This is a genomic window from Gordonia namibiensis NBRC 108229 (assembly GCF_000298235.1).
Classification (GTDB): Bacteria; Actinomycetota; Actinomycetes; order Mycobacteriales; family Mycobacteriaceae; genus Gordonia; species Gordonia namibiensis.
Genome location: NZ_BAHE01000025.1, coordinates 14,637 through 39,006 on the forward strand (window position 1 = coordinate 14,637; position 24,370 = coordinate 39,006).

The window sequence follows — 24,370 nt, forward strand, 5'->3', positions numbered from 1 at the left end:
GATGAGAAAGCTGCCTTTACGTGCCCTGGTGACCGTTTTCGGAGGCGTCCTGGCACTCAGCGCCTGCGCAACGACCGATGAGGGCAACGGTGATGTGGTGACCGTGGCGACGTCGGCCAACTACGCCCCATTCACAATGGTCGAGACCTCCGGTGACCTGACCGGTTACGCGATCGACATCGCCGAGGAGATGGGCGAGCGCATGGGCGCCACGGTCAAGTTCGAGAAGGTCGACTACAAGTCCCTGCTGCAGGGTGTCACCACCGGTCGCTACGACATGTCCGACGGTTCGGTGGTGTTCACCGCGGAGCGCGCGAAGCAACTCGACTACACCCACCCGGTTGCGTCGAGCGGATCGGTGGCGATGGTCCGGGCCGCCGACAAGGCGAAGATCACCGGTCTCGACTCGTCGCTGGCCGGCCTTCGGATCGGCGCCGTCGACGGCAGCGTGCAGCAACAGTGGGCGCTGGCGAACAAGGCCGACCTCGGGTATTCCGACCTCGTTGCCTATGCAGGACCGTCGCAGGCGATCCTGGACCTGAAGAACGGCCGCATCGACGCGATCGTCTACGACACCATCAACGCGCTGTACTACGCCCAGAAGAACCCGGCCGACGGCGTCGCCCCGGTCGGCGACTCGGTCAATCCCTCGATCGTGGCCGCGACCACCAAGAAGGGCAACACCGAGCTGCTCGACCGCGTCAACAAGGCCCTGACCGAGATGTACTCCGACGGGACCATCGGATCGCTGCAGATGGAGTGGTTCGGTCAGGCACTCCCGACCCCGACCTCGCTGGATGCGGCCAATCCGTTCCCGGTCGCGCCCACCAAGTCGGACCAGTAGTCCGCGGACCGGGTTGGTGACGAGATGACATTCGACGCACAGGTATGGGGCGAGTACCTCGGTGCGCTCCTGGACAGTCTGTGGGCGACCATCTGGCTGTTCCTCGGGAGCATGGCGATCGGTACGGTCGGTGGCGCACTGCTCGCGTTGATGCGCACCACCCCGGTGTGGCCGTTGCGCGCCGTGTCCATCGCCTTCACCTGGGTTTTCCGCGGCCTCCCGCCGTTGGTGATCCTGTTCTTCACGTACTTCGGACTGCCCGCGCTCGGAGTGGCCCTGACGCCGATGGCCGCGGGAATCCTGGGCCTCGGTCTGACCGCCGCGGCCTACACCGCGGAGATCTTCCGAAGTGGGTTGTCCGCGGTCGACCGCGGACAATGGGAGGCCGCGCAGGCCCTGGCGATGACTCCGACGCACTACATGTGGCGGGTCATCGCACCCCAGGCCTTCCGTGTCAGCATTCCGCCCTATTTCAGCAACGCCATCACCGCACTGAAGGCGACGTCACTCGCGAGCACCATCACGGTCGCCGAGATCACCGGAACCGCGAACAGGTTGATCAGCACCACCTTTCAGCCGCTGGAGATCCTGACGATCGTCGCGATCATCTACCTGCTTCTGAACACGGTGCTGGTGTTGTTGCAGTTCCTGTTCGAGCGTGCGTTCGCACTGAAGTCATGAGCACGGTGGTCGCGAGCACCGGAATCATGCGAGCCGAAGGAGTCCTGGCATGACCACACCCATCATCGAGATCTCTGGCCTACGAAAAAGTTATGGAGATCGCGAGATCCTCCACGGCGTCGACCTCACCGTGAACCAGGGCGAGGTGGTCGCCCTGATCGGGCCGTCGGGCGCGGCGAAGACAACTCTGCTTCGTTGCCTTAACCTGCTCGAGACACCGAGCGCGGGGACCATCGACATCCTGGGCAAACGTGTTTCCGGGCCGGATGCGAAGGGGCAGCAGAAGCACCTCCGAGGACGCGATCTCCGCGAGTTGCGTCGCGATGTCGGCATGGTTTTCCAGTCCTTCAACCTCTTTCCACACATGAGTGTGATCGAGAACGTCATGGACTCGCCGGTGAATTCATTGGGGCAGCCGCTGGCGGAGGTACGTGCCCGGGCGATCGAACTGCTGGAGGAGGTCGGCCTCGGGGACCGAATCGACGCCTACCCCGGCCAGCTCTCCGGTGGGCAGAAGCAACGTGTGGCCATGGCGCGGACGCTCGCCATGCAACCGCGCGTGGTCCTCTTCGACGAGGTCACCTCCGCAGTCGACCCGGAGATGAAGGCCGAGATTCTGCTGGTCATGAAAAGGCTTGCCACGAAGGGGCTCACGATGATCAGCGTCACGCACGAAATGGGATTCGCCGAGCAGGTCTCCGATCGGGTCGTCTTCATGGAACAGGGGCAGATCGTTGCCCAGGGCGGCCCGGAGCTCATCGCCAAGCCGCCCACCGCGCGACTGGCCCGTTTCGTCAACGCCGTCGTCGATCCGGTCGGCGTGGCGATCGCCCAGGATCAAGCGAAGGACGAGGAGTCTCCCGAAGGGGGTTAGTCGGCCGACTTCTCCGTAGGTTCGGGCGCCGTCAGGTGGTGCCGGTCGTCGGGACGGATGGTCAACGCTGCCACGAGAACTCCGACGACGACACCCACGAGCGTGTCGCCGACACGGGCGGCCGCGATGCCGGTGCCGGCGGGGTGGCCGATCGAGGTCACCAGTAGTGCCATGGCGGTGACGAAGGTCGAGGCCAGTGCGTAATTGCGGGTCACCGTCAGTTCCGCGGCGGTCTGGCAGGCCACCACGATCACGACGAGTGGCCAGTAACCGAGGTCGGCGAAGATCACTGCGGCGGCGAGTAGGGCGCCTGCGGTGTTTCCGAGTAGACGTTGGATGCCGCGCTGAACGGCGTGGCCGTAGTTCACGCCCTGCAACGTGGCGATCGTGCCGAGTATCGCCCAGAGCGGGTGGTCCAGTCCGACGGCGACCGCCGACATGCCGGCGATCAGCGATGCGACGGCCATGCGAGAGGCGCTGAACCACAACGCCTTGTCCATCGCGGCGCGAAGGTAATCCGGGGACGAGGCCGAGACCGGCAGAGGTGTGTCGGGTGTCCGGGGCGTTCGGATGTCGCTGCGCACCTTGCGGAGTTCGGCCTCCAGTCGCGCGAAGTCGTCCTGCCGGGACAGCCCGGATTCGCGCCCGCAGAGGGCGTTCTCCGCGGCGTCGAGCAGTGCGATCAGTTCGTGGACGTGTTCGTCGACGCGTCGTTGTGGGGTGAGCGCGATGGTCTCCCGGGCCCGGGTGATCAGCGCTCGCGCAGCTGCGACCGCCTGGTCGCCCTGCTGTTCGGTTGCCGACACGGCCGCGAGGGCGCGTGCCACGGCCACCCGGGAAGGACTGTGTGGATGGGACAGAGCGGGGGCCATCGCCACGGCCCAACCGACGAGGCCGCCCAGCGCGGCGGCCCCGGCGGCGGAGGCGGCGTCGGCCCAGGTGTCCGCGAACCCGGCCGCGCCCGCGGCGGCGAAGATCATGACGACGGGGCCGGGGCCGGTGATCCCGAAGACCAAGGTGAGCCAGTATGCGATACCGGCGCCCGCCGAGACCAGCACCACCTGCGTCCAGACAGGCGCGCCCGCGACACCGAGGGCGGCGCCGAACGCTGTATAGGCGACGATCAGTCCGGCCACACCCGCGAGCTTGCGGGCCAGTCGGGGATAGGGCTCGTATCGGAGGAACGCGGCGGCGAGGGAGCCGAGGGCGGCGAACCCGGCGATCTCGGTCCGGCCGAGCAGGCCGCCGGCAACGAGGACGATCGCGCCGGCGAGCCCGACGCGCACGGCGATCGCCACGGTGGGGTCGGCGCGACGGAACTCCAGCGTGCTGCGCCACGCGGCCGGGGACACCGAATGCGCCAATGCCCTGCGCGAATGCTTCAGGCGGCTGCGGTCACGGGTCGAGGTGGGGGAGTCGGGCACCCGTCAACGATAATACTTTCTCGGTAAATTATCTATGAAACATCTGCGAAGGGTTAGGATCGGCGCATGTCAGAGCCCTCTGCGTCGTCGGATTACGTCGACCGTGCCCGCCGGGAGTGGGCGGCGCAGTATCCCGACCTCGACATGCGGCCGGTTGATGTCATCGGGCGCATCGTGCGGATCGGCTCGCTGGCCCTCGCACGTTTCGACCGTGACCTCGCTCCTCGCGGGATCACCCGGACCGAGTTCGATGTCCTCGGTGCACTCGCGCGTAGCGACGTGCCGCTCCGGGCCAGCGAGGTCACGTCGGTTGCCGGCATCTCCGGGGCGTCGACCACCAAGAACGTCGAACGACTGGTCGCCATGGGCTTGGTCGAGCGGAAGCGACTCGAACGTGATGGCCGCGTGGTCCTGCTGTCGTTGACTCCAGCAGGGCGTGCACTCGTCGACGAGGAGTTCCCCCGCCGCATCGAGAGCGAACATCAGATGCTCGACGATCTCGATGACGAGGAGATCGAGACGCTGGTGAACCTGCTCCGGCGGGTCACGCGGAACGTCGAGTGAGCCTGCGGGTCAGAGCCCGACCCGTTCGAGCGCCTCGTCGAACTCCTCTGATGCTTCCTTCTCGGTCTTCCCCTCGGCGAGCGCCTGCCGGTACACCGCGAACAGCTCGGTGCTGCGTTCGGAGTACGCCTGCGTCCAGCGTTCGCTGTCCTGCCGCCAGTAGCCGATGACGTCGTAGGACTCGCGGCCCCAACGTAATTCGCTGCGCAGGTGTTTGCGGACGGCCCGTGACTCCGACGCCTCCCCGGCGAACCAGCAGTACCCGGCGGCGTCCGGGAGATCCAGTGCTGCGACGGTCTCGGCCAGCCGGCTCGGGGTTCGTCCGTTGCCGCCGATCAGCGTGATCGTCTCGACCTTCCGCTCGGGTAGGTAGGCGAGATCGGTCGGCGACGGCACCTCGGCCACCACGGTCACGCAGTCGACGACCGGGAGAGCCTCGATGATCCGCGCTAGCGCGGGGAGTCCGGCGAGGTCGGCGGCCAGGACGAGGCGGCCGGTGCCGGTCGGTGGCGCGAACCAGCTGCGCGCGTGCGTCATGACGACCTCGTGGCCGGGCTCGGTGCGCTGGGCCCACGTCGTCGCCGGCCCGGCGGCATGGATCACGAAGTCGACGACGACGGTGCCGGCTGCCGGGTCGGCCGCGCGGATCGAGTAATTGCGCCCGTCCGGCGCGGGGTCGAGGTCGTAGTAGGCCCAGATTCCGTCGCGGCACTGCATGTCGGGCGTCGAGCGCTGCGATTCGGCAGGGAAGTAGATGCCCACCGCCTCGTCGGCGACGCCGGGCAGTCCCAGGCCGGGTAGGTCCGCGACGTCGAATGTCAGTCGTCGCAGGTTGGGCGTCAGGTCGTCGACCCCGCGGACGCGTGCTCTCGAGTAGCCCATGAGGCCACCCTAACCTCACTACCGGTGGACACCCGGGGTCTGGCCTCTGTTACTAGGATATGCAACCATCTGTGGAGGCCTGTCGGTGTGGAGAGGAGTTTCGATCGTGTCGGAACAATCAGTGCTGGTCCCGTCTGTCCTGACGGAGGAGAACGGGTCGGCGCGGTCGCTGATCCTCAACCGTCCGAAGTCGATCAATGCGATCGACCACGAGATGGCCACCGAGATCGCGGAGCGACTCGACGAATGGGCCGGTGACGACGCGGTTCAGGCCGTCGTTCTCTACGGCGCCGGCGAGCGCGGGCTGTGCGCGGGCGGCGACATCGTCGCGATCCACCGCGACGCCTCGGCGCTCAGCGGCAATCCCGACTCCACCGACATCGAGGCCGAGAACTCGCCGTCGGCGAAGTTCTGGTTCGACGAGTACCGACTCAACGCGGCGATCTCGAGCTACCCCAAGAGCTACGTCGCGATCATGGATGGCATCGTCATGGGCGGCGGTGTCGGCGTCTCCGCACACGGCAACGTGCGCATCGTGACCGACCGCACCCGTCTGGCCATGCCCGAGGTCGGCATCGGCTTCGTCCCCGATGTCGGTGGTACACACCTGCTCTCGCGGGTCCCGGACGGGCTCGGCCTGTACGCGGGCCTCACCGCGGCCCACCTCCGCGGCGCCGACGCCATCGCCATGGGTCTCGCCGACCACTTCGTCCCCTCCGAGTCGCTGCCGGCGTTCATCGAGGCCATCGGAACGACGGGAGTCGACGCCGCGATCGCGGAGTACGCCACCGAGGCTCCCGAGTCCGAGCTCGCCGCCCAGCGGGAGTGGATCTCCGAAGCCTTTGCCGCCGAGACCATCTCGGAGATCATCGAACGGTGCCGCGCGGTCGGCACCGAAGCGGCGACCAAGACCGCCGACACCATCGCGGCCAAGAGCCCCACCGCGCTGGCGGTCACGCTGCGCTCGCTGCGCGAGGCCGCGAACGACGCGACCCTCGAGGACACCCTGGTCCGCGAATACCGCGTCTCCCTCCGGTGCCTCCTGCATCCCGACATGGCCGAGGGTATCCGCGCGCAGGTCATCGACAAGGACCGCAACCCGAATTGGGCAGAATTCTCGGAGGCGGGCGTCGACGCGTTCTTCGCGCCGCTGCCGCACGACCTGACGTTCCCTGCCTGACCGACCACCTCAACCGGAAGAAGGACACTCGTGACCGAATACCAGACCATCCTCGTCGAACGCCGCGGCCGCGTCGGCATCATCACCCTCAACCGTCCGAAGGCGCTCAACGCCCTCAACTCCGAGCTCATGAACGAAGTGGTCGGCGTCGTCAAGGAATTCGACGTCGACGACGCCATCGGTGCCATCGTCATCACCGGTTCGGAGAAGGCGTTCGCCGCCGGTGCGGACATCAAGGAGATGTCGACCAAGACCTACGCCGAGGTCGCCAACCAGCAGTTCTTCGGCGCCTGGGACGAGCTGGCACGCACCCGCACCCCGATCGTCGCCGCGGTCACCGGCTACGCCCTCGGCGGCGGCTGTGAGCTCGCCATGCTCTGCGACTTCATCATCGCCGGCGACAACGCCGTCTTCGGTCAGCCGGAGATCAACCTCGGTGTCATCCCGGGCATCGGTGGCTCGCAGCGCCTCACCCGCGCCGTCGGCAAGGCCAAGGCGATGGACATGATCCTCACCGGCCGCAACATGAAGGTCGAAGAGGCCGAGCGTGCGGGCCTCGTGTCGCGCGTCTTCCCCAAGGAAGAAGCCCTCGCCAAGGCCATCGAGATCGCCGAGGTCATCGCCTCGAAGTCGCTCATCGCGTCGGCCCTCGCCAAGGAGGCCGTCAACCGCGCGTTCGAGTCGGGTCTGACCGAAGGCGTCCGCGCCGAGCGTGGCCTGTTCTACTCGACGTTCGCCACCGACGACCAGACCGAGGGCATGGCCGCCTTCGTCGAGAAGCGGGACCCGATCTTCACGCACCGCTGATAGTTCGCGAAAATCGCTGCGTCGCAATCGATCTTGCTCCCTGAGGTGCGAGGAGCGATAGCGACGAGCCTCGAAGGGCCTGGTGAGTGATTCTCGCCAGGCCCTTCGTGACGCTCGCAAGCTCGCTCCTCAGGGAGCACAAGGGCGGCGTTCAGGAGAGAGTGCGGAGCACCTCCACCGCCCGGTCGACGAGCGGTGTCCGACGCGCCGCCGCATAGGCGGCCGCCAGGTCGACGTGGTCGATGGGTGCGGACAGGGGCCGGTAGACGACGCCGGCCACGCCGAGGGCCGAGGTCGGCTCGGGCACGATGGCCACGCCGAGCCCGGCCGCGACCAGTGTCACCAGCGTCGACGTCTCCTCGACCTCGTGCCGGATGCGCGGCACGAATCCTGCGCGTTCCGACGTGGCGGCCAGGACTCCGGCGATGACCGACCGGCCGCCACCGACATGTGAGATGAAGTCCTCGCCGCGGAGCTGCGCGATGTCCACCGCCTGGTCCTCGGGGGTCGCGGTGAGCGGGTGATCGGCAGGGAACGCGACGATCAGGCGGTCCGTTCGGATCGACTCCACGTGCAGCCCGTGCGTCTCCACCGGCATCCGTAGCAGGGCCAGGTCGATGTCGCCCGACTCCAGGGCGGCCAGCTGTTCGGGGGCCAGCATCTCGCCGCGGACGCTGACGTCGACGTCGGGCAGCTCGTCGCGCAGAGCTCGCACGAAGCGGGGCAGCAGCGAGTAGGTTGCCGACCCGACGCATCCGATGGCCAGGTTCCCCTGCCGACCGTCGGCGATACGCTGCGCCCGGCGTCCCGCGGCGTCGACGGAATCGAGGATGGCCTCGACCTGACGGAGGTAGTCCTCGCCGGCGGCGGTCAGCTCGACGCGGCGCGTGGACCGGACGAGCAGGGCGACGCCGAGTTCCTCCTCGAGTTGCCGGATCTGCTGGGACAGCGGCGGCTGGGCGATGTGCAGGCGTTGGGCCGCGCGGCCGAAGTGCAGTTCCTCGGCGACGGCGCGAAAGTACCGCAGGTGGCGCAGCTCCATGCGGCCATCCTACGCATTGATACTCCTGACATATCAAAGATGTCCAAATGGATACTTCTCCATATAGCTGCAGGTACCTAGGCTGGACGCATGGCTACTTCGACTACCGCGGACACGGACATCGTTCTCTGTTCACCCCTGCGCACCCCCGTCGGGCGCATGGGTGGGGCGCTTTCCTCCGTGCCGGTCACCCGCCTGGCAGCCGACCTGCTGAAGGAGCTGACGACGCGAACCGGCCTCGGCGAGGGCGACATCGACGACGTCATCCTCGGACAGGGGTACGCGAGCGGTGAGTCGCCGGCGCTCGGGCGCATCGCGGCCCTCGACGCCGGTCTCGGCGTGGGTGTCCCCGGCATGCAGGTCGATCGCCGGTGCGGTTCGGGCCTGCAGGCGATCCTGACCGCGGCGTCGTCGGTGGCGACTGGCGGCGCGCGTCTCGTGGTCGCCGGTGGTGCCGAGTCGATGTCCAATGTCGAGCACTACGCTCTCGGCCTTCGGTCGGGGATCAAGCAGGGTGGCGTCGAACTGATGGATCGCCTCGATCGCGGACGCCTCACCGCCGGCGGCGAATCGCATCCGGTGCGCGGCGGCATGATCGAGACCGCCGAGAACCTGCGTGCGAAGTACGGCATCTCCCGCGCCGACCAGGACGAGTACGCCGCGCGGTCGCACCACCGGGCCGTCGCCGCGCATGATGAGGGTCGCTTCGCCGACGAACTCGTGCCGGTCACGATCCCCGGACGCCGCGGCAAGCCCGACACCGTCATCGACCGTGACGAGCACCCGCGCGCCGACGCCACCGCGGAATCGCTCGGCAAGCTGCGCCCCATCCGGCTCAAGCTCGACGCGGAGTCCACGGTCACCGCCGGCAACGCGTCCGGACAGAACGACGGCGCGGCCATGTGCGTGGTGACCACCCGCGCCGAAGCACAGCGTCGTGGACTGGAACCCCTTCTCGCCCTGCGTTCCTGGGCCGTGACCGGATGTGAGCCCGAGACGATGGGTATCGGTCCGGTCAGCGCCACGGCCGCTGCCCTCGACCGCGCTGACCTCACCCTCGACGAGATCGACCTGATCGAACTCAACGAAGCCTTCGCCGCACAGGTCCTCGCCTGCCTCGACGAGTGGAAGATCGACGCCGGCGACGAACGGCTGAACCCCAACGGTTCCGGGATCTCCCTCGGCCACCCGATCGGTGCGACCGGCGGTCGAATACTCGCCACCGCCGCCTACGAGGCACGACGCCGCGAGGCGCGCTACGTCCTCGAGACCATGTGCATCGGCGGCGGCCAGGGTCTCGCCGCGATCTTCGAGGCCACCCGATGAGCGCCCCGGTGCAGGTACATGCAGTCGTGTCGGGTCGTCCCGACGGTCCCACGATCGTCCTGTCGAACTCGCTCGGGTCCACGCATCGCATGTGGGATGCGCAGCTGGCCGCACTTGAAGCGCGGTTCCGCGTCGTCCGCTACGACACCCGCGGCCACGGAGAATCCCCGGTTCCCAAGGGGCCGTACACGATCAACGACCTCGCCGACGACGTGATCGCCCTGCTCGACCGTCTCGACATCGAGCGTGCTCACCTCGTGGGGCTCTCGCTCGGTGGCATGACCATGATGCGGGTCGCCGCCCGGAATCCCGAACGGGTCAACCGGGTCGCGTTGTTCTGCACCGGAGCTCAGCTCCCGCCGCGGGAATCCTGGCTCGACCGGGCGGCCACGGTACGCGAACAGGGCACCGGTGCCGTCGCCGAATCCGTTGTGCAGCGGTGGTTCACGCCCGAATACCTCAGCACCTACGGGGAGTCCCGGAAGTACCACGAGGACATGGTCGCCGCGACCCCGGCCGAGGGGTACGCCTCGTGCTGCGAGGTCATCGCCGAGATGGATCTCCGCGGCGACCTGCCGTCGATCGCGGTACCGACACTGGCCATCGCCGGCTCCGACGACCCGGCGACCCCGCCCGCCAAACTCGAGGAGATCGCCGCCAACGTCCAGAACGGCCGCCTCCTCGTCGTCCCCGACGCGGCGCACCTGGCCAACGCCCAGCAGCCCGACATCATCAACCCCGCACTGATCGAACACCTGGAGCAGCAATGAGTTACGACAAAGTGGCCGCCTCGGCCGCCGACGCCGTCGCCGACATCCCCGACGGGGCGAGCCTCGCGGTGGGCGGCTTCGGTCTCGCCGGCATCCCGGGATTCCTCATCGACGCACTCCTCGCCCAGGGCGCGAAGAACCTCACCATCGTGTCCAACAACTGCGGCGTCGACGGAGCGGGACTCGGTCTGCTGCTCGAGAACCGTCGCATCGACAAGGTGATCGCCTCGTACATCGGCGAGAACAAGGAGTTCGGACGCCAATTCCTCTCCGGTGAGGTCACCGTCGAACTCACCCCGCAGGGCACCCTCGCCGAGCGGATGCGTGCCGGCGGCGCCGGAATCGGCGCCTTCTTCACCCCCACGGGCGTCGGCACCCTCGTCGAAGAAGGTGGCCTGCCGTGGCGCTACAACGCCGACGGTACCGTCGCCGAGGCCTCCCCGCCCAAGGAGGTCCGCACCTTCAACGGCAAGCCGATGGTGCTCGAGGAAGCGATCGTCACCGACTACGCACTGATCCGTGCCGCGGTCGTCGACACCGCCGGCAACTGCCGATTCCATGCTGCCGCACGCAACTTCAACCCGCCGGCCGCGATGGCGGGCCGCACGACGATCGTCGAGGCGGAGAGGGTCGTCGAGGTCGGCGAACTCGGACCCGACGAGATCCATCTGCCGGGCATCTTCGTCCAGCGCATTCTCGAACTGACCCCGGAACAGGCCTCGCGCAAGGGGATCGAGAAGCGCACCATCCGCGAACGCCCCACCGTCGCCACCGTTTAGGAGAGCTGCCATGAGCTGGAACCGGAATGAGATGGCCGCCCGCGCGGCGAAGGAACTCACCCGCGGCGACTACGTCAACCTCGGGATCGGCCTGCCGACCCTGATCCCCGACCACATGCCCGACGACTCCGGCATCTTCCTGCACGCCGAGAACGGCATCCTCGGCGTCGGACCCTTCCCCTACGACGACGAGGTCGATCCCGACCTGATCAACGCCGGCAAGCAGACCGTGTCGGTGCTGCCCGGCGCGTCGTACTTCGACTCCGCCGCCAGCTTCGCGATGATCCGCGGCGGACACGTCGACGTGGCCGTCCTCGGCGGTATGCAGGTGGCCATGAACGGCGACCTCGCCAACTGGATGGTGCCCGGCGCGCTCGTGAAGGGCATCGGTGGCGCGATGGACCTCGTCAACGGTGCCGGCAAGGTGATCGTCCTGATGGAGCACGTCACCAAGAAGGGTGAACCGAAGCTCCTCGACCACTGCGCCCTGCCGCTGACCGGTCGCGGGATGGTCAGCCGGGTGATCACCGACCTCGGTGTGTTCGACGTCGCCGGAACGGGTTTCGAGGTCGTCGAGCTCGCGCCGGGGGTCGACTTCGACACCGTCGCCGAGAAGACCGGAGCGTCGCTGGTCGATCAGCGCCGTGACGCGGCCAGCTCCGCGCGCGACCGCAGCCCGAGCTTCGCGTAGATCCGGGTCAGGTGGTACTGCACCGTCTTCGGTGAGATGAACAGTTCGGCGGCCACCTCGCGGTTCGACAGTCCGCGGGCCACGAGGGTGGTCACCGCCTCCTCCTGCGGGGTGAGCTCGCCGGCGTCCCTCGGTGCGCCGTCGCGGTCGGCCCGCGAGGTGGTCAGTCCGCCGGCCTTCAGTTCCCGGTCGCACCGTTCGACGAAAGCGGTCGCTCCGAGTGACAGATAGAGCTCACGGGCGGTGCCGATGACGGTGTCGGCGGCGCGTCTCTTGCCGGCCCGACGCAGCGTTTGTCCGTAGGCGAAGTTGACCCGGGCCTGGTCGTAGCGGAGTCCGAGGCCGTCGAGCAGTTCGAGCCCCTCCTCGAAGGTCCTACGGGCTCCGTGGATGTCGCCGGTCGCGCCCAGGTGCCGACCCCGCGCGTATTTCAGACGGGCCGCCGCCGACCGGTGGCCACGTTCGGCGGCGCGCGCCTCGTACCGGTGGAGGAGACGATCCGCTTCGTCGAGACGACCCTCGATGACCTGCGCGTTCGCGAGTATGTCCACCCACGGCCAGAGGCCCGGTTCCGACAGTGCGGGAACGGTTTCGGACATCGTGACGAGCGGTGTGAGGGTCCGGATGACCTTCGCGTACTCGGCCGCTGCCTCGGCCCGATGGGCGCGGGCGATCATCTCGGGGATGCGCATGATCTCGTAGTCGCCGATCGACGTGGAGCTGTGCGCGATGTGCCGATCGGCCTCGTCCCAGTTGCCGCGCGACGAGTGGATCTGGCACGCGGTCCAGTCGAGGAGCGGGGTGACGAGTTCGATGCCGCTGCTCCGCGCAAGGGCGAGACCGGCGTCGACCCCGCGCATCGCCTCGTCCCAGTCGCCGGTGAGGAACTGGACCCGGGCCAGCCAGGCCAACGCCCACAACGAGATCCGGGTGGAGCCGCCGAGCTGGGCCATCGACACGGCGGCCTCGAGATTGGTACGGGCGGCGTCGATCTCGTCGAGACTGAGTTGCAACCAGCCGCGTCCCATCGTGGCGCGCTGTGCCTGCGCGCCGTACCGGATGCGCTCGGTGATCGAATCGTATTCGGCGCGGGCCGCTTCCGGTTGACCCGACCAGGCGAGGCCGAGACCGCGGATCACGGCGGCCTCGATCCGGGCGGCAGAGCCCTCCACCGCCATCGCCATCGCGCGGTCGGCCCAGGTGACCAGTTCCGAGCCCTGGCATCGGACGAGGTTGTGCAGCACGTATCGCTGCGCGATCAATGCGGCGGTGTCGGGTTCGCGCTGGGCGTTGACGATGCCCCAGGCGCGGTCGAGCCGGAGTTGTGCCTCCGCCGAGCGGCCGCGAAGGATGGCGAGGTAGGCGAGGGTCGCATTGCGCAGCGGGGTCTCCCGCAGACTCTCGACAGTCGGCACGAGTGCCCCGGCCCCGACACAATCACCCGCCGCGAGAAGGGAATCGACCGCGAGAGTGATCCGGGTGTCGCGTTCGAGTGTGTCCGGGGTGAGACGTCCGGCCTGGCGATAGAGGCGCGCGGCCTCGGCCCAGGCACCCTCGGCGCCGCGCGTGCGGGCGAGTCCGGCCAGGTCGTCGGCCAGGTCCGCGTCCGGGGTCGGTGTGGCGGCGACCCGGTGATGGAGGCGACGGGCCGGATCGGCGACCACCTCCGCGGCCCGGCGATGAGCCTCGCCGACGGCGGTCATGCCCATGATCTCGAGAACGGCCGCCCGGACGAGGGGTGTGGTCAGCCGCGGCTGCGCCTCCGCAGGTGTCAGGGCTCCGTCGGCGGTGATCAGGGTGGTCCTGCGGGCATCGTCGATGGCCCGCAGCGGATCGTCGATGCCGGCGAGTTCGATCGCGGTGGAGAGCGGCTCATTCGCGTCGAGGATCGCGAGGGCCTCGATGAGTGCACGTGCGGGAGTCCCCGGAGCAGAAAGTGCGGCCCGGACCTCGTCGACCACGCGTCGGGGAGCGGGGAGGCGACCGCCGCTGCGCGCCCAGGTCCCGGCGGGCACCTCGTCGAGCAGTGCGACGATGTCGCGCGGGTTCCCGCGCGTGTGGGCGAGCAGCTCGTCGCGCATCACCGGGTGCAACACGATCCCGCGCTGCGCGGCGATCTCGGGTGCTGCGTCCGGGCCGACACCGTCCAGTCGTAACTCGTCGAATGTCCAGCCTGCCAACCGGATGCCCGGCCGCGCGGTCGTGACCACGATCAGGATGCGGCGCGACCGGTGCTCGCGGGTGAGCGTGATGAGAGCCCGGAGCGACTCCTCGTCCGCGGAGTCAGCGTCGTCGACCGCGATGAGCGTCGGCTGTTCGTCGGCGTCCGGGATCACCGCGAGGAGGCTTTCGGCGAGTCCGCCGGGATTCGTCGGCGTGGCGCCGGTGGTGTCCTGCGTCAGCTGCCGGATCAGCGCTCCCGGTGACCGCGACTGCCACGGGGACGCCTGCGCGACAAGCGTGTGCGCGTCGCCGGCTGTTCGGCGGTGGAGGTCGACCATCCGGTTCAGGAGCGTCGACTTGCCGATGCCGGGGTCGCCGGTCACGACCAGGAGATCTGTTCCCGAGGTCCCGCGGAGACGTTCGGTGAGGACGTCGATCTCACGGTCGCGGCCGGCACACACGGTGGAGATGACCATGTGGGTGGTGTCCCGGCCGGCGACCGTCATCGTCCCATCCTAGGACCGGGTGCTACCCGGTATCGCCACCTGCGACGGGCAGCACCGTTCCGGTGATGTAGGACGCCTCGTCCGAGGCGAGGAAACAGATCGCCGCCGCCTGCTCGTCGAGGCTGCCGTATCGGTGCATCAGAGACGACGAGAGCGTCTGGTCGATGTGCGCCTGGAACCACTGGGCCTCCACCTCGTTCCGCGGCTCGGGGGTACCGCGTGAGATACGCCGCGGGGGAGCCTCGGTGCCGCCCGGAGCGGCGGCCACCACCCGGATTCCGTCATCGGCGTACTCCATGGCCAGCGACGCCGTCAGCGCGTTGACCGCACCTTTCGCGGCCGAATACGGGATGCGGTTGATCCCCCGGGTGGCCGCCGAGGAGACGTTGACGATGACCCCGCCACCGCGCGAGACCATCGAGGGCAGCGCCGCGCGGCAGGCGAACAGCGTCGTCATCAGTGAGCGGTCGATCTCCGCGCGGATCTGGGCGTCGGTGAACTCGACGAAGGGTTTGAAGTTGATGGCGCCGCCGACGTTGTTGATCAGCACGTCGACGCGACCGTACGACGAGACCGCGCGCCGGATCACCGACTCCGCTCCGTCGTAGCTCTCCAGGTCGGCGATCGCCGACACCGCACCGGGGCCGGTCGCGTCGAGATCGTGCGCGACCTCGTCGACGAGCTCGGACCGGTCGGCCACGACGACCTTCCCACCCTCGGCGCTGATCCGACGTGCGACCTGTTCGCCGATGCCCTGTGCCGCACCGGTGATGACGACGACCTTTCCGGCGAAGCGGCCGGGGGTGACGAAACGCGGACGACGGGCGGCCATCTCGTCCGACATCGCACGGCGCATGGTCTGCTTGGAGCGATCGGCGTGGGCCGAGATCAGGGCGCGGGCGCCGTCGTGATCGCCGGACTCGAAGGCGGTGACGATGTCGAGGTGGTCCTGGGCGCAGAGGGGATGGCACCAGGTCGCGTTGCGCAGGACCTCGCTCATCCGGCCCTTCACGCCGAGCGCCTTGTACGCCTCGAGCAGATGGTCGTTGCCGGTCAGGGTGAACAGATAGTCATGGAACGCGGCATTCGTCTCGGTGTACTCGGCGGCGTCGACGAAGTGCTCGCCGTCCACATACGGCACCGCCGCATCGGCCAGGAGCCGATAGCCGGCGAGCTGTTGTGTGGTGAGACGTCCGAAGGTCAGCTCCAGTGCGCCGAGTTCGAGGGCGGCGCGCGCCTCGAACAGGGCGTCGGACTCGAAGATCGCCGGATGCTCCTCACCGATCTGGTAGCCCTGTGAACCGACGACGGTGGACGTCGCGGTTCCGGGTTCGGGCTCCTCGGACACCTGGGTCGGGGCTGGTGGCGCCGGTACCGGTTCGTGCAGCGGGGCCACGTCGCCGGGACGGAAGATCTCCTGGCCGGCGATGGCCCGGGCCGTCCCTGCGGGGCGCAATGATCCCGCGTCCGAATCGAGTGCCGCATCACCGATCTCGCTCGGCCACATATGCTGGCCGGCGATCCGGACGAGCGAGTCGTCCGGGGCCCGGGTGCCGGGGCGACCCGGCACGGCTGAGAGGTCGGCCGGCGGCAGGGTGATCTGCCCGGCGATCGCGCGGGCGTCCGGGGAGGCGATGATGCCCTCGTCCGCCGGAACGTCCGGTGCGGCAGACGAGATCGGCGCGACCGTCGGTGCGTTCTCGCCCGGGGCAACGGATGTCGCTGCGAGGGCGAACTTCTCGTAGTAGAACCCTGTCGGTTCGATCCCGGCCTCCGCCACGTGCTTGCGCACCGCCTCGACCATCGGCGGCGGACCGCAGAGGTAGATCGCGACATCCCCGTCGAAGAGATGCCCGGGTTCGATGAGGCTCATGACGTAACCCTTGTTGACCGCCGTGCTCGCGGGGTCGGACACGCAGTGGTCCCAGGTGAATCCGGGCAGCTTCCCGGCGAAGTACTCGATCTCGTCGAGCGCGACCAGGTCGGTGTCGGTGGAGACGCCGTAGATGAGGTGGACCTTGCGTCCGCTGTTGTCGGCGTGCAGCTTTCGCAGCATCGACAGGATCGGGGCCAACCCGGTGCCGCCGGCCAGCAGCAGCACCGGTCGGTTCGCCTCGCGGAGGAAGAACGATCCGTGGGGGCCGGTGAAGGAGATCGGTTCGCCACGTGTCGCGCGATCGGTCAGATACGTCGACATCGCGCCACCGGGGGTCAACTTGATCAGGAAGACCAGGCGATCCTCGTGCGGCCCGTTGGCGAACGAGTAGGACCGGCTGACCGGATCGCCGGATCCGTCGTCGGTGCCGGGGATCTCGATGTTGACGTACTGGCCGGGTAGGAAGGCCATCTCACCCCGGTTCTCGATCCGGATCTCCAGGCGCATCGTCGACTCGGAGAGACGTTCGAGTTCGACGACGGTGCCCGTGAACCGGGAGGCCTGGGTCTTGGCGATGTCTGACGTGGCCGGGACCTGCAGCACCAGACCGGATTTCGGTTTCATACAACAGGGGAGAGCGAATCCCTGGGCCGACTCGTCGTCGGACAGCGCATCCTCGATGTAGATTCCGCCGTCGTAGTCGCCGGACTCGCAGAACGACTTACAGGTTCCGCACGCACCGTCACGGCAGTCCAGCGGGATGTTGATGCGCTGCCGGTACGACGCGTCGGCGACGGTCTGGTCCTCGCGGCAGGTGATGAACCGGGTGACCCCGTCCTCGAAGGACAGGGCGACCTGGTGCGTCGGTGTCCCGTCGTCTGCGTGGTCGGCGGTGGTGCCGACGCCCTGATCGGTGGTGACAGTCATGTCAACGCGTCCTAGAAGTGGTAGATGTCCACCACGTGGTGGATGTAGTCGTTCTTCAGCACGATCGTCTTGCGCCGGATCAACGGTTGATCGCCGGAGAAGTCGATGGTGTAGAAAGACGTGCCGTAGTACGGGTCGATCGTGTGGTACCGGAAATACATGGTGTGCCAATTGAACCGGACGTCGACGAGATCGCCGCGCCGGTCGATGACCTCGACGTTGCTGATGTTGTGACTGGTCCGCGGCTCGGGGAGCGAGGTCGCCGACGACCGTTCGGTCCGGATGCGGAACACGCGGTCCTCGAGCCCGCCCTTGTTGCCGTAATAGATCAGCGAGATCTCCCGCTGCGGATCCTCGGTCAGGCGGTCGTTGTCGTCCCACGACGGCATCCAGTAGACGACGTCGTCGGCGTAGCACTCGAGCCACTTCTCGAATTCACGATCGTCGAGATAGCGCGCCTCGCGGTAGAGGAACTGCTCGATCATGTTCTGGGTGACCAGTTTTCCGCCGGCCTCGGTCCCGGTCGCGGCATTGGTCTCTGCGGTCGTCATCGCGTTCCCCTTCAGTGGCTCTCGGCGGTTGCGGTGGTGGAGTGCTCTTCCGCGGCGGCCGCGGCGCGCATCGTCTCCAGCCAGTAGCCGTGCTGGACGGGGTAGAGACCCTCGTCCTCGTTCTTGACGCCGGCCGAGATGACCCCGGTCATACCCAGCGATTCGGCGACCTCGTCCGGTCCGGTCAGCCAGTGTTCGGCACCGCGGCTCATGTCGTTCCAGGGCGCGGCCTGCGCGCGGAAGGTGAGCTGGCAGGAGCGGAACTCCTCGAGGTCATCCGGCGTCGCCATACCCGAGGCGTTGAAGAAGTCCTCGTACTGGCGGATGCGGTGCGCGCGGGCGGAGTCGCTCTCCCCCTTGGGGGCGATGCAGTAGATGGTCACCTCGGTCTTGTCCGGCGCGATCGGCCGGAAGTGGCGGATCTGCGTCGAGAACTGGTCCATCAGATAGACATTCGGGTACAGGCACAGGTTGCGCGAACCCTTGACCATGAACTCGCCCTTGGCGTCGCCGTGGATCTTCTTGAGCTCGTCCATCTTGTCCCACAGCGGGCGGTCCTGCGGATTGGCGGCCCAGGTCCACAGGCAGAGGTGGCCGTTGGGGTACGACCAGTAGCCGCCGCCGGACTTGCCCCAGCCACCTGCGTCGAGTGCTTTGGTGTCGTTCTTCGACTCGCCGGTGCTGCGTCGCGAGGTGGTGGCCGCGTAGTTCCAGTGGGTCGCGGTGACGTGGTAACCGTCCGCGCCGTTCTCCGCCTGGACCTTCCAGTTGCCGTCGAAGGTGTAGGTCGACGCGCCGCGCAACACCTCGAGCCCTTCGGGCGACTGGTCGACGAGCATGTCGATGACGAGCCGGGTGTCGCCGAGGTGATCCTCGAGCGACTGCACGTCGTCGTTGAGGCTGCCGAACAGGAAGCCCCGGTAACTGTCGAAACGCGCCACCTTGGTCAGGTTGTGCGAACCGTTGACATCGAAGGTGTCGGGGTAGCCGGCCCCCTCGGGGTCCTTGACCTTCAGCAAGGTGCCGTCGTTGCGGAACGTCCAGCCGTGGAACGGGCAGGTTAGCGTCATCCGGTTGTCGGTCTTGCGACGGCAGATCATCGCACCGCGATGGGCGCATGCGTTGATGAGGCAGTGGAGCTCACCGCCCTTGTCGCGGGTGATGACCACGGGCTGCCGGCCGATGTAGGTGGTGAAGTAGTCGCCGGGGTTGGGCACCTGACTCTCGTGGGCCAGGTAGATCCAGTTGCCCTCGAAGATGTGCTTCATCTCGAGTTCGAAGATGTCCTCGTCGGTGAAGATACGGCGGTTGGCGCGGTAGACGCCGGCGGTCCGGTCCTCGACGACGGCGTCGTCGAGGACCGTGTTCACGTGGTTCAGGTGCTCCGAAACGGACGCGGTCATGGTCGATAAACCTCCAGTGATGGGCTGCTCACTGCACTCTGGCACCACGTGGCGGCGATCACACCAGGGCATTCGCCGGTCCTGACCTAGGTGCCCATTGATAAAGAATGGCGATGAATAGGGCCACCACAGGTCTTTGTCATGTATGTATCTCCGATCTACCGTGTGTAGGACGTGGTCCGGGTCACATCGGATCGCCGAGCGGATCCCGACGACAAAAGGCGAGGTCATGGAGCTGAGGCACCTGCGCTACTTCGCAGCGGTCGCCGACACCTGCCATTTCGGTCAGGCTGCGGCAACCCTGCACGTGGCCCAGCCGGCGCTTTCCTATGCCATTCGCCAGCTCGAGGCCGAGCTCGACGTCACGCTCTTCATCCGCACCACCCGGCAGGTCTCGCTCACCCCCGCGGGGGAGTACCTGCGCGCCCAGGCCGAGCGCATCCTGGCCGGGGTCGACGAGGCGGTCGACGGGGTCCGGCGCATCGCCGCCGGACGCAGCGGCCTCGTCCGGCTCGGCCTGACCGGCATCGCCGCGTTCTCGCACCTGCCCCGGATCGCCCGGGTGGTCAAGCGTGAACTCCCCGACGTGGACCTCCACATCCAGTCCGACATGCTGACCCCCGGTCAGTGCGACGCCCTGCGGGCCGGTGCGATCGACCTCGGACTCCTGCGTCCGCCGGCCATCGGTGACGACATCGAGACCCGGGTCATCGACCACGAGCCGCTCGTCCTCGCGGTGTCGGCGGATCACCGCCTCGCCGTCGAACCGGTGGTGTCGGCTGTCGACCTCCGCAACGAACCCTTCGTGATGTACGACAGCCGTGACTCGGCCGTCAACGACGCTGCGATGCGGACTTGTCGCGCAGCGGGTTTCGTTCCTCAACGCGCTCACCAGGCGACCGGGACGACGGTCCTGCTCGCCCTGGTGGCCGCCGGTCTGGGTGTGGCGGTTCTGCCGGCATCGGTGCGGGCCCTGCCGCTCGACGGACTCGTCGTCCGAGATCTCGTCGACGCCGACACCGTCGAGGTCGCCCTCGCCTGGCGTCGCGGCGTCGACAACCCGGTCATCGCCGCAGTCGCCGACACCATCGCCGCAGCCTTCGAGACCACCGCCTTCGAGGCCACCGCCTTCGCACCCGCTGCTCAGCTCGGTGCCCGATTTGGAGATGAACGATGAAGATCACTCGCGTGGAAGCGATTCCATTCGCGATCCCGTACGTGAAACCCCTGAGGTTCGCCTCGGGTGAGGTCCACGAGGCCAACCACGTCTTGGTGCGGGTACACACCGACACCGGCGTGGTCGGCGTCGCCGAGGCCCCGCCGCGCCCCTTCACCTACGGCGAGACCCAGGCCGGGATCATCACCGTCATCGACACGATCTTCGCACCTGCGATCGTCGGGCTGTCCCTTCTCGAACGAGAGGTGGTTGCGTCCCGGATGGCGCGGACCGTCGGAAACCCGGCAGCCAAATCCGCGGTGGACATGGCGATCTGGGACGCGCTCGGCAAGTCCCTCGGCCTCCCCGTGGGCGACCTGCTCGGCGGTTTCACCGACCGGATGCGCGTCAGCCACATGCTCGGTTTCGCCGAGCCGGTCAAGATGGTCGCCGAGGCCGAGAAGATGGTCGACACCTACGGCATCCGCACCTTCAAGGTGAAGGTCGGCCGCCATCCGGTCACCCTCGACACCGCCGTCGTACGCGCACTGCGCGAGCGGTTCGGCGACGAGATCGAACTCTACGTCGACGGCAACCGCGGCTGGACCGCCGCGGAGTCCGCGCGTGCCATGAAAGAGATGTCGGACCTCGACCTCCTGTTCGCCGAAGAGCTTTGCGACGCAGCCGATGTCATGGGTCGCCGATGGCTCGTCGAGCAGCTCGACGTTCCGTTCATCGCCGACGAGTCGGTGCCGACGCCGGCCGACGTGACCCGCGAGATCCTAGGTCGGTCGGCCACCGCGATCAGCATCAAGACCGCGCGCACCGGCTTCACCACCTCGCGTCGGACCCACCACCTCGCCGAGGGGCTCGGCATCCCGGTGGTCATGGGCAACCAGATCGACGGCCAGGTCGGCACCGCGTGCGCGCTCGCGTTCGGCAGTGCCTTCGAACTGACCTCGCGCTATGCGGGCGAGCTGTCGAACTTCCTCGACATGAGCGACGACCTGCTCACCGAACCCCTGCAGATCCGCGACGGCCATCTCCACCGGTCGACCGCGCCGGGCATCGGCTTCGAGATCGATCCGGACAAGCTCGAGCACTTCCGCACCGACAACAACTGAACAACCTGAGAAGTACACCCCCACAGCGTGTTTCCCGGCAGCCCCGGGAACCGTGAACCCACCGAGGAGAAACTGATGACCACAGTCGAGCACCCCCAGGAAGTGGCCACCGCCGCAGCCTCCGGAGCCTCCGCCACCGAGCGCTTCCACGCCGACAAGTCTCCCTTCGAGGCCGTCAAGGACACCCCGCCGGAGCGCGTCGCCACCCTGATCAACGACGTCCTCGCCGGAGTCCACGAGACCATCCGCAAGCACAAGGTCACCTACGACGAGTACAACGCCCTCAAGGCATGGCTCATCAACGTCGGTCAGGACGGCGAATGGCCGCTGTTCCTCGACGTGTGGGTCGAACACGTCGTCGAGGACGTCGCGACCGAGCACCGCGAGGGCAACAAGGGCAGCATCGAGGGTCCGTACTACGTCCCGAACGCCCCCGAGCTGGGTTCGAAGGGCACCCTGCCGATGCGTGAGGGCGAGAAGGGCGATCGTCTGGTCTGGAACGGCCAGGTGCGCACCGTCGACGGCAACGCTCTGCCGGGTGCAAAGGTCGAACTCTGGCACGCCGACGACGACGGCTTCTACTCGCAGTTCGCACCGGGCATCCCCGAGTGGAACCTGCGCGGCACCTTCACCGCCGACGACGAGGGCCGCTTCGAGATCACCACGGTCCGCCCGGCGCCGTACATGATCCCGACCGACGGCTCCTGCGGCAAGATGATCTCCGCCGCCGGCTGGCACCCCTGGCGTCCCGCGCACCTGCACCTGAAGGTTTCGGCGCCCGGCCACGAGCAGCTGACCGCGCAGCTGTACTTCCCGGGCGACGCGCACAACGACGACGACGTCGCGAGCGCGGTCAAGCCGGAACTGATCCTCGATCCGCAGGACGACGGTCAGGGCGGTTACACCGTGGCCTACGACTTCGTCCTCGATCCGGAGAAGTGATGCTGTTCCACGTTCGGATGGACGTCAACATCCCCGACGACCTCGACCCGGACGTCCGGGCCGAGACAGTGGCCCGGGAGAAGGCGTACTCCCAGGACCTGCAGCGTTCCGGCAAGTGGCCGCACATCTGGCGGATCGTCGGCGAGTACTCCAATTACTCGATCTTCGACGTCGAATCCAACGACGAGCTGCACACGCTTCTGTCCGGGCTGCCGCTGTTCCCGTATATGGACATCAAGGTCACGCCGCTCGCGAAGCATCCGTCGGACATCAACGCCTGACCTCGATACGGCCCTCGGGTAGCCCCTCGGGCCTACTCGGCCAGCGGTAGGGAGACCTCCGCTGGCCGAGTGCTTTGTCTGGTCGTTGAGTAGGCGACGAGCGCAGCCGAGGGCCGTCCTGCTCGTTGAGTAGGCGACGAGCGCAGCCGAAGGCCCTCCTGCTCGTTGAGTGGGCGACGAGCGCAGCGAGGAGCCGTATCGAAACGACGCCCCGCTGCCGAGGGGCCCTCCTGCTCGTTGAGTAGGTGACGAGCGCAGCCGAGGGCCCTCCTGCATGCTCGTTGAGTAGGTGACGAGCGCAGCGAGGAGCCGTATCGAAACGACGCCCCGCTGTTACCCCTGCGCCCGCAATGTGAACATGGTGATCTCCGGCGGCGCGAGAACCCGCACCGGGGGACCCCACGCCCCGGCGCCGCGGGTTGTGTACAGCACGGTGTCCCCGATCCGGTCCAGTCCGGCGACCGACGGTTGCTGCAGCGGAACGAGATAGCGGATCGGCCACATCTGCCCACCGTGCGTGTGCCCGGAGAACTGGAGTTCGACGCCGAGTTCGGAGGCCTCGACGGCCTGCTTCGGCTGATGTGCGAGCAGCAGCACGAAGTCCTCGGGTGACGAACCCTCCAGCGCAGCACGGAGATCGGGTTCGAAGGGTTCGGGCGCCGTGGCGTCGTACACGCCGGCGAGCTGGATGGTGGCGCCGTCGACGGTCAGCGGCACCCGCGTGTTCCGCAGTGTGCGCACTCCGTAGTACTCCCAGGTGTCGAGCCAGCGGCCGCCGTCGTCGGAGTAGTACTCGTGATTGCCGCTGACGCCGAACACCCCGAGGGGTGCGCGGAGATCGGTGAGCGGTTCCAGGGTGTCGCGGACGTACGGGATCTTGCCGTCGGTGAGGTCTCCGACGAGGAGCACCAGGTCCGGGTTCTGTGCATTGACGTCGTCGACGATGCGCCGGGTGAACGAGGCGTCGCGCGCGGGTCCGAGGTGGAGGTCGGAGACCACGGCGATACGGAGGCCGTCGAATGGTGCGGGCAGGTTGTCGAACGTCGCGCTGACCTCGGTCACCTGTGGTCGGGAGGCCTCGAACACGCCGTAGCCGGTGACCCCGAGCGCGACGACGACCACGGCAGCGGTCGCGATCCGCATCCGGCGCAGTCTGCGCGGTGCCGCGTCGGCCGTCTCGCCGACCCCGGTGCTGCGGCGTCGGACCCGCCGGATGATGTTCGCCCCGAACGAGATCAGACCGATGATCGCGAGTCCGAGGAACAGATAGAAGACCGCCCCGATCCAGATCAGGCCGACGGTGCCGATCGGCCGGGCCCACGACGGGTCCAGGGTCCGGCCACTCGCGAAGCCCACGACGGCCAAGGCCCACATGACGGTGAGCGCGACGTCGGCGACACCCGACCACGGGCGGGGGAGTTCGGTCGCGCGGACCATCCGGCGGTGAAGCCAGAACGTGATCAGACCGAAGAAGACCGCCGGAACCAGCACGGCCAGGAACAGCGCCACGAAAGGCCCCCTGTGAATCGCGGAGAGTGTCCCGCAGATGCGGACCGCCCCATTCTCGCATCGCGGGC

At 67.9% G+C, this 24,370-nt stretch carries 22 protein-coding genes; 14 read left to right on the plus strand and 8 right to left on the minus strand.

Annotated features, from left to right (window positions below):
- The first annotated feature begins 1 nt into the window (after nucleotide 1).
- From GONAM_RS14565 to GONAM_RS14575, 3 genes are read left to right on the plus strand one after another with little or no spacing between them, the layout of a single operon-like run.
- The gene (locus tag GONAM_RS14565) at nucleotides 2-844 is read left to right on the plus strand and encodes a substrate-binding periplasmic protein (RefSeq protein WP_006867520.1); all 843 of its coding nucleotides are present in this window, start codon (nucleotides 2-4) and stop codon (nucleotides 842-844) included.
- Between the two features lie 24 nt (nucleotides 845-868).
- On the plus strand, nucleotides 869-1,525 hold the full coding sequence (locus GONAM_RS14570) for an amino acid ABC transporter permease (RefSeq protein ID WP_006867521.1): 657 nt from the start codon (nucleotides 869-871) through the stop codon (nucleotides 1,523-1,525).
- Between the two features lie 49 nt (nucleotides 1,526-1,574).
- On the plus strand, nucleotides 1,575-2,399 hold the full coding sequence (locus GONAM_RS14575) for an amino acid ABC transporter ATP-binding protein (RefSeq protein WP_006867522.1): 825 nt from the start codon (nucleotides 1,575-1,577) through the stop codon (nucleotides 2,397-2,399).
- On the opposite strand, the gene GONAM_RS14580 is transcribed toward GONAM_RS14575, so the two are convergent.
- A complete protein-coding gene (locus GONAM_RS14580) occupies nucleotides 2,396-3,823 on the minus strand; it encodes an FUSC family protein (protein WP_006867523.1) in 1,428 nt (475 codons plus the stop codon). The genes GONAM_RS14575 and GONAM_RS14580 overlap by 4 nt on opposite strands.
- Before the next feature lie 66 nt (nucleotides 3,824-3,889).
- Here GONAM_RS14580 and GONAM_RS14585 point away from each other — a divergent pair, with 66 nt between their 5' ends.
- On the plus strand, nucleotides 3,890-4,387 hold the full coding sequence (locus GONAM_RS14585; RefSeq protein ID WP_006867524.1) for a MarR family winged helix-turn-helix transcriptional regulator: 498 nt from the start codon (nucleotides 3,890-3,892) through the stop codon (nucleotides 4,385-4,387).
- Between the two features lie 9 nt (nucleotides 4,388-4,396).
- Here GONAM_RS14585 and GONAM_RS14590 read toward each other — a convergent pair whose 3' ends face one another.
- Nucleotides 4,397-5,269: a siderophore-interacting protein gene (locus GONAM_RS14590; protein WP_006867525.1), complete on the minus strand. Its 873-nt coding sequence runs from the start codon at nucleotides 5,267-5,269 to the stop codon at nucleotides 4,397-4,399.
- A 106-nt stretch (nucleotides 5,270-5,375) separates the two neighbouring features.
- Between GONAM_RS14590 and GONAM_RS14595 the strand changes: the two genes are divergently transcribed.
- Both GONAM_RS14595 and GONAM_RS14600 read left to right on the plus strand, forming a co-directional pair.
- Nucleotides 5,376-6,449, plus strand: coding sequence for an enoyl-CoA hydratase/isomerase family protein (locus GONAM_RS14595; RefSeq protein WP_006867526.1), 1,074 nt, complete (start codon nucleotides 5,376-5,378; stop codon nucleotides 6,447-6,449).
- 30 nt (nucleotides 6,450-6,479) lie between these two features.
- The gene (locus GONAM_RS14600; RefSeq protein ID WP_006867527.1) at nucleotides 6,480-7,256 is read left to right on the plus strand and encodes an enoyl-CoA hydratase; all 777 of its coding nucleotides are present in this window, start codon (nucleotides 6,480-6,482) and stop codon (nucleotides 7,254-7,256) included.
- A 151-nt stretch (nucleotides 7,257-7,407) separates the two neighbouring features.
- Here GONAM_RS14600 and GONAM_RS14605 read toward each other — a convergent pair whose 3' ends face one another.
- A complete protein-coding gene (locus GONAM_RS14605) occupies nucleotides 7,408-8,298 on the minus strand; it encodes a LysR substrate-binding domain-containing protein (RefSeq protein WP_006867528.1) in 891 nt (296 codons plus the stop codon).
- Nucleotides 8,299-8,388: 90 nt separating this feature from the next.
- Here GONAM_RS14605 and GONAM_RS14610 point away from each other — a divergent pair, with 90 nt between their 5' ends.
- From GONAM_RS14610 to GONAM_RS14625, 4 genes are read left to right on the plus strand one after another with little or no spacing between them, the layout of a single operon-like run.
- Nucleotides 8,389-9,624 carry an acetyl-CoA C-acetyltransferase gene (locus GONAM_RS14610; RefSeq protein ID WP_040536553.1) on the plus strand — a complete coding sequence of 412 codons (1,236 nt, stop codon included), beginning with the start codon at nucleotides 8,389-8,391 and terminating at the stop codon, nucleotides 9,622-9,624.
- On the plus strand, nucleotides 9,621-10,394 hold the full coding sequence (pcaD, locus tag GONAM_RS14615) for a 3-oxoadipate enol-lactonase (RefSeq protein WP_006867530.1): 774 nt from the start codon (nucleotides 9,621-9,623) through the stop codon (nucleotides 10,392-10,394). The genes GONAM_RS14610 and pcaD overlap by 4 nt, the downstream gene beginning before the upstream one ends.
- Complete coding sequence (locus GONAM_RS14620) at nucleotides 10,391-11,173, plus strand: CoA transferase subunit A (RefSeq protein WP_006867531.1); 783 nt, start codon at nucleotides 10,391-10,393, stop codon at nucleotides 11,171-11,173. The genes pcaD and GONAM_RS14620 overlap by 4 nt, the downstream gene beginning before the upstream one ends.
- A gap of 10 nt (nucleotides 11,174-11,183) precedes the next feature.
- A complete protein-coding gene (locus tag GONAM_RS14625) occupies nucleotides 11,184-11,864 on the plus strand; it encodes a 3-oxoacid CoA-transferase subunit B (protein ID WP_006867532.1) in 681 nt (226 codons plus the stop codon).
- Here the strand turns inward: GONAM_RS14625 and GONAM_RS14630 are convergent.
- From GONAM_RS14630 to benA, 4 genes are read right to left on the minus strand one after another with little or no spacing between them, the layout of a single operon-like run.
- Complete coding sequence (locus GONAM_RS14630; RefSeq protein WP_006867533.1) at nucleotides 11,810-14,533, minus strand: helix-turn-helix transcriptional regulator; 2,724 nt, start codon at nucleotides 14,531-14,533, stop codon at nucleotides 11,810-11,812. The two genes, GONAM_RS14625 and GONAM_RS14630, sit on opposite strands and share 55 nt — an antisense overlap.
- Before the next feature lie 22 nt (nucleotides 14,534-14,555).
- The gene (gene benC, locus GONAM_RS14635) at nucleotides 14,556-17,336 is read right to left on the minus strand and encodes a benzoate 1,2-dioxygenase electron transfer component BenC (RefSeq protein ID WP_006867534.1); all 2,781 of its coding nucleotides are present in this window, start codon (nucleotides 17,334-17,336) and stop codon (nucleotides 14,556-14,558) included.
- An 11-nt stretch (nucleotides 17,337-17,347) separates the two neighbouring features.
- Nucleotides 17,348-17,887, minus strand: a complete 540-nt coding sequence (gene benB, locus GONAM_RS14640) for a benzoate 1,2-dioxygenase small subunit (protein WP_006867535.1) — start codon at nucleotides 17,885-17,887, stop codon at nucleotides 17,348-17,350.
- A gap of 11 nt (nucleotides 17,888-17,898) precedes the next feature.
- Complete coding sequence (gene benA, locus GONAM_RS14645) at nucleotides 17,899-19,290, minus strand: benzoate 1,2-dioxygenase large subunit (RefSeq protein WP_006867536.1); 1,392 nt, start codon at nucleotides 19,288-19,290, stop codon at nucleotides 17,899-17,901.
- A 229-nt stretch (nucleotides 19,291-19,519) separates the two neighbouring features.
- On the opposite strand from benA, the gene GONAM_RS14650 reads away from it, so the two are divergent.
- From GONAM_RS14650 to catC, 4 genes are all read left to right on the plus strand, one after another.
- A complete protein-coding gene (locus tag GONAM_RS14650; protein WP_006867537.1) occupies nucleotides 19,520-20,467 on the plus strand; it encodes a LysR family transcriptional regulator in 948 nt (315 codons plus the stop codon).
- The gene (locus GONAM_RS14655; RefSeq protein WP_006867538.1) at nucleotides 20,464-21,570 is read left to right on the plus strand and encodes a mandelate racemase/muconate lactonizing enzyme family protein; all 1,107 of its coding nucleotides are present in this window, start codon (nucleotides 20,464-20,466) and stop codon (nucleotides 21,568-21,570) included. Before GONAM_RS14650 ends, GONAM_RS14655 begins: the two co-directional genes overlap by 4 nt.
- Nucleotides 21,571-21,645: 75 nt before the next feature.
- Nucleotides 21,646-22,512: a catechol 1,2-dioxygenase gene (gene catA / locus GONAM_RS14660; RefSeq protein WP_040536582.1), complete on the plus strand. Its 867-nt coding sequence runs from the start codon at nucleotides 21,646-21,648 to the stop codon at nucleotides 22,510-22,512.
- A complete protein-coding gene (catC, locus tag GONAM_RS14665; RefSeq protein WP_006867540.1) occupies nucleotides 22,512-22,793 on the plus strand; it encodes a muconolactone Delta-isomerase in 282 nt (93 codons plus the stop codon). Before catA ends, catC begins: the two co-directional genes overlap by 1 nt.
- A 333-nt stretch (nucleotides 22,794-23,126) precedes the next feature.
- Here the strand turns inward: catC and GONAM_RS14670 are convergent, their stop codons facing one another.
- Nucleotides 23,127-24,302 carry a metallophosphoesterase gene (locus GONAM_RS14670; RefSeq protein WP_006867541.1) on the minus strand — a complete coding sequence of 392 codons (1,176 nt, stop codon included), beginning with the start codon at nucleotides 24,300-24,302 and terminating at the stop codon, nucleotides 23,127-23,129.
- Nucleotides 24,303-24,370 lie beyond the last annotated feature (68 nt).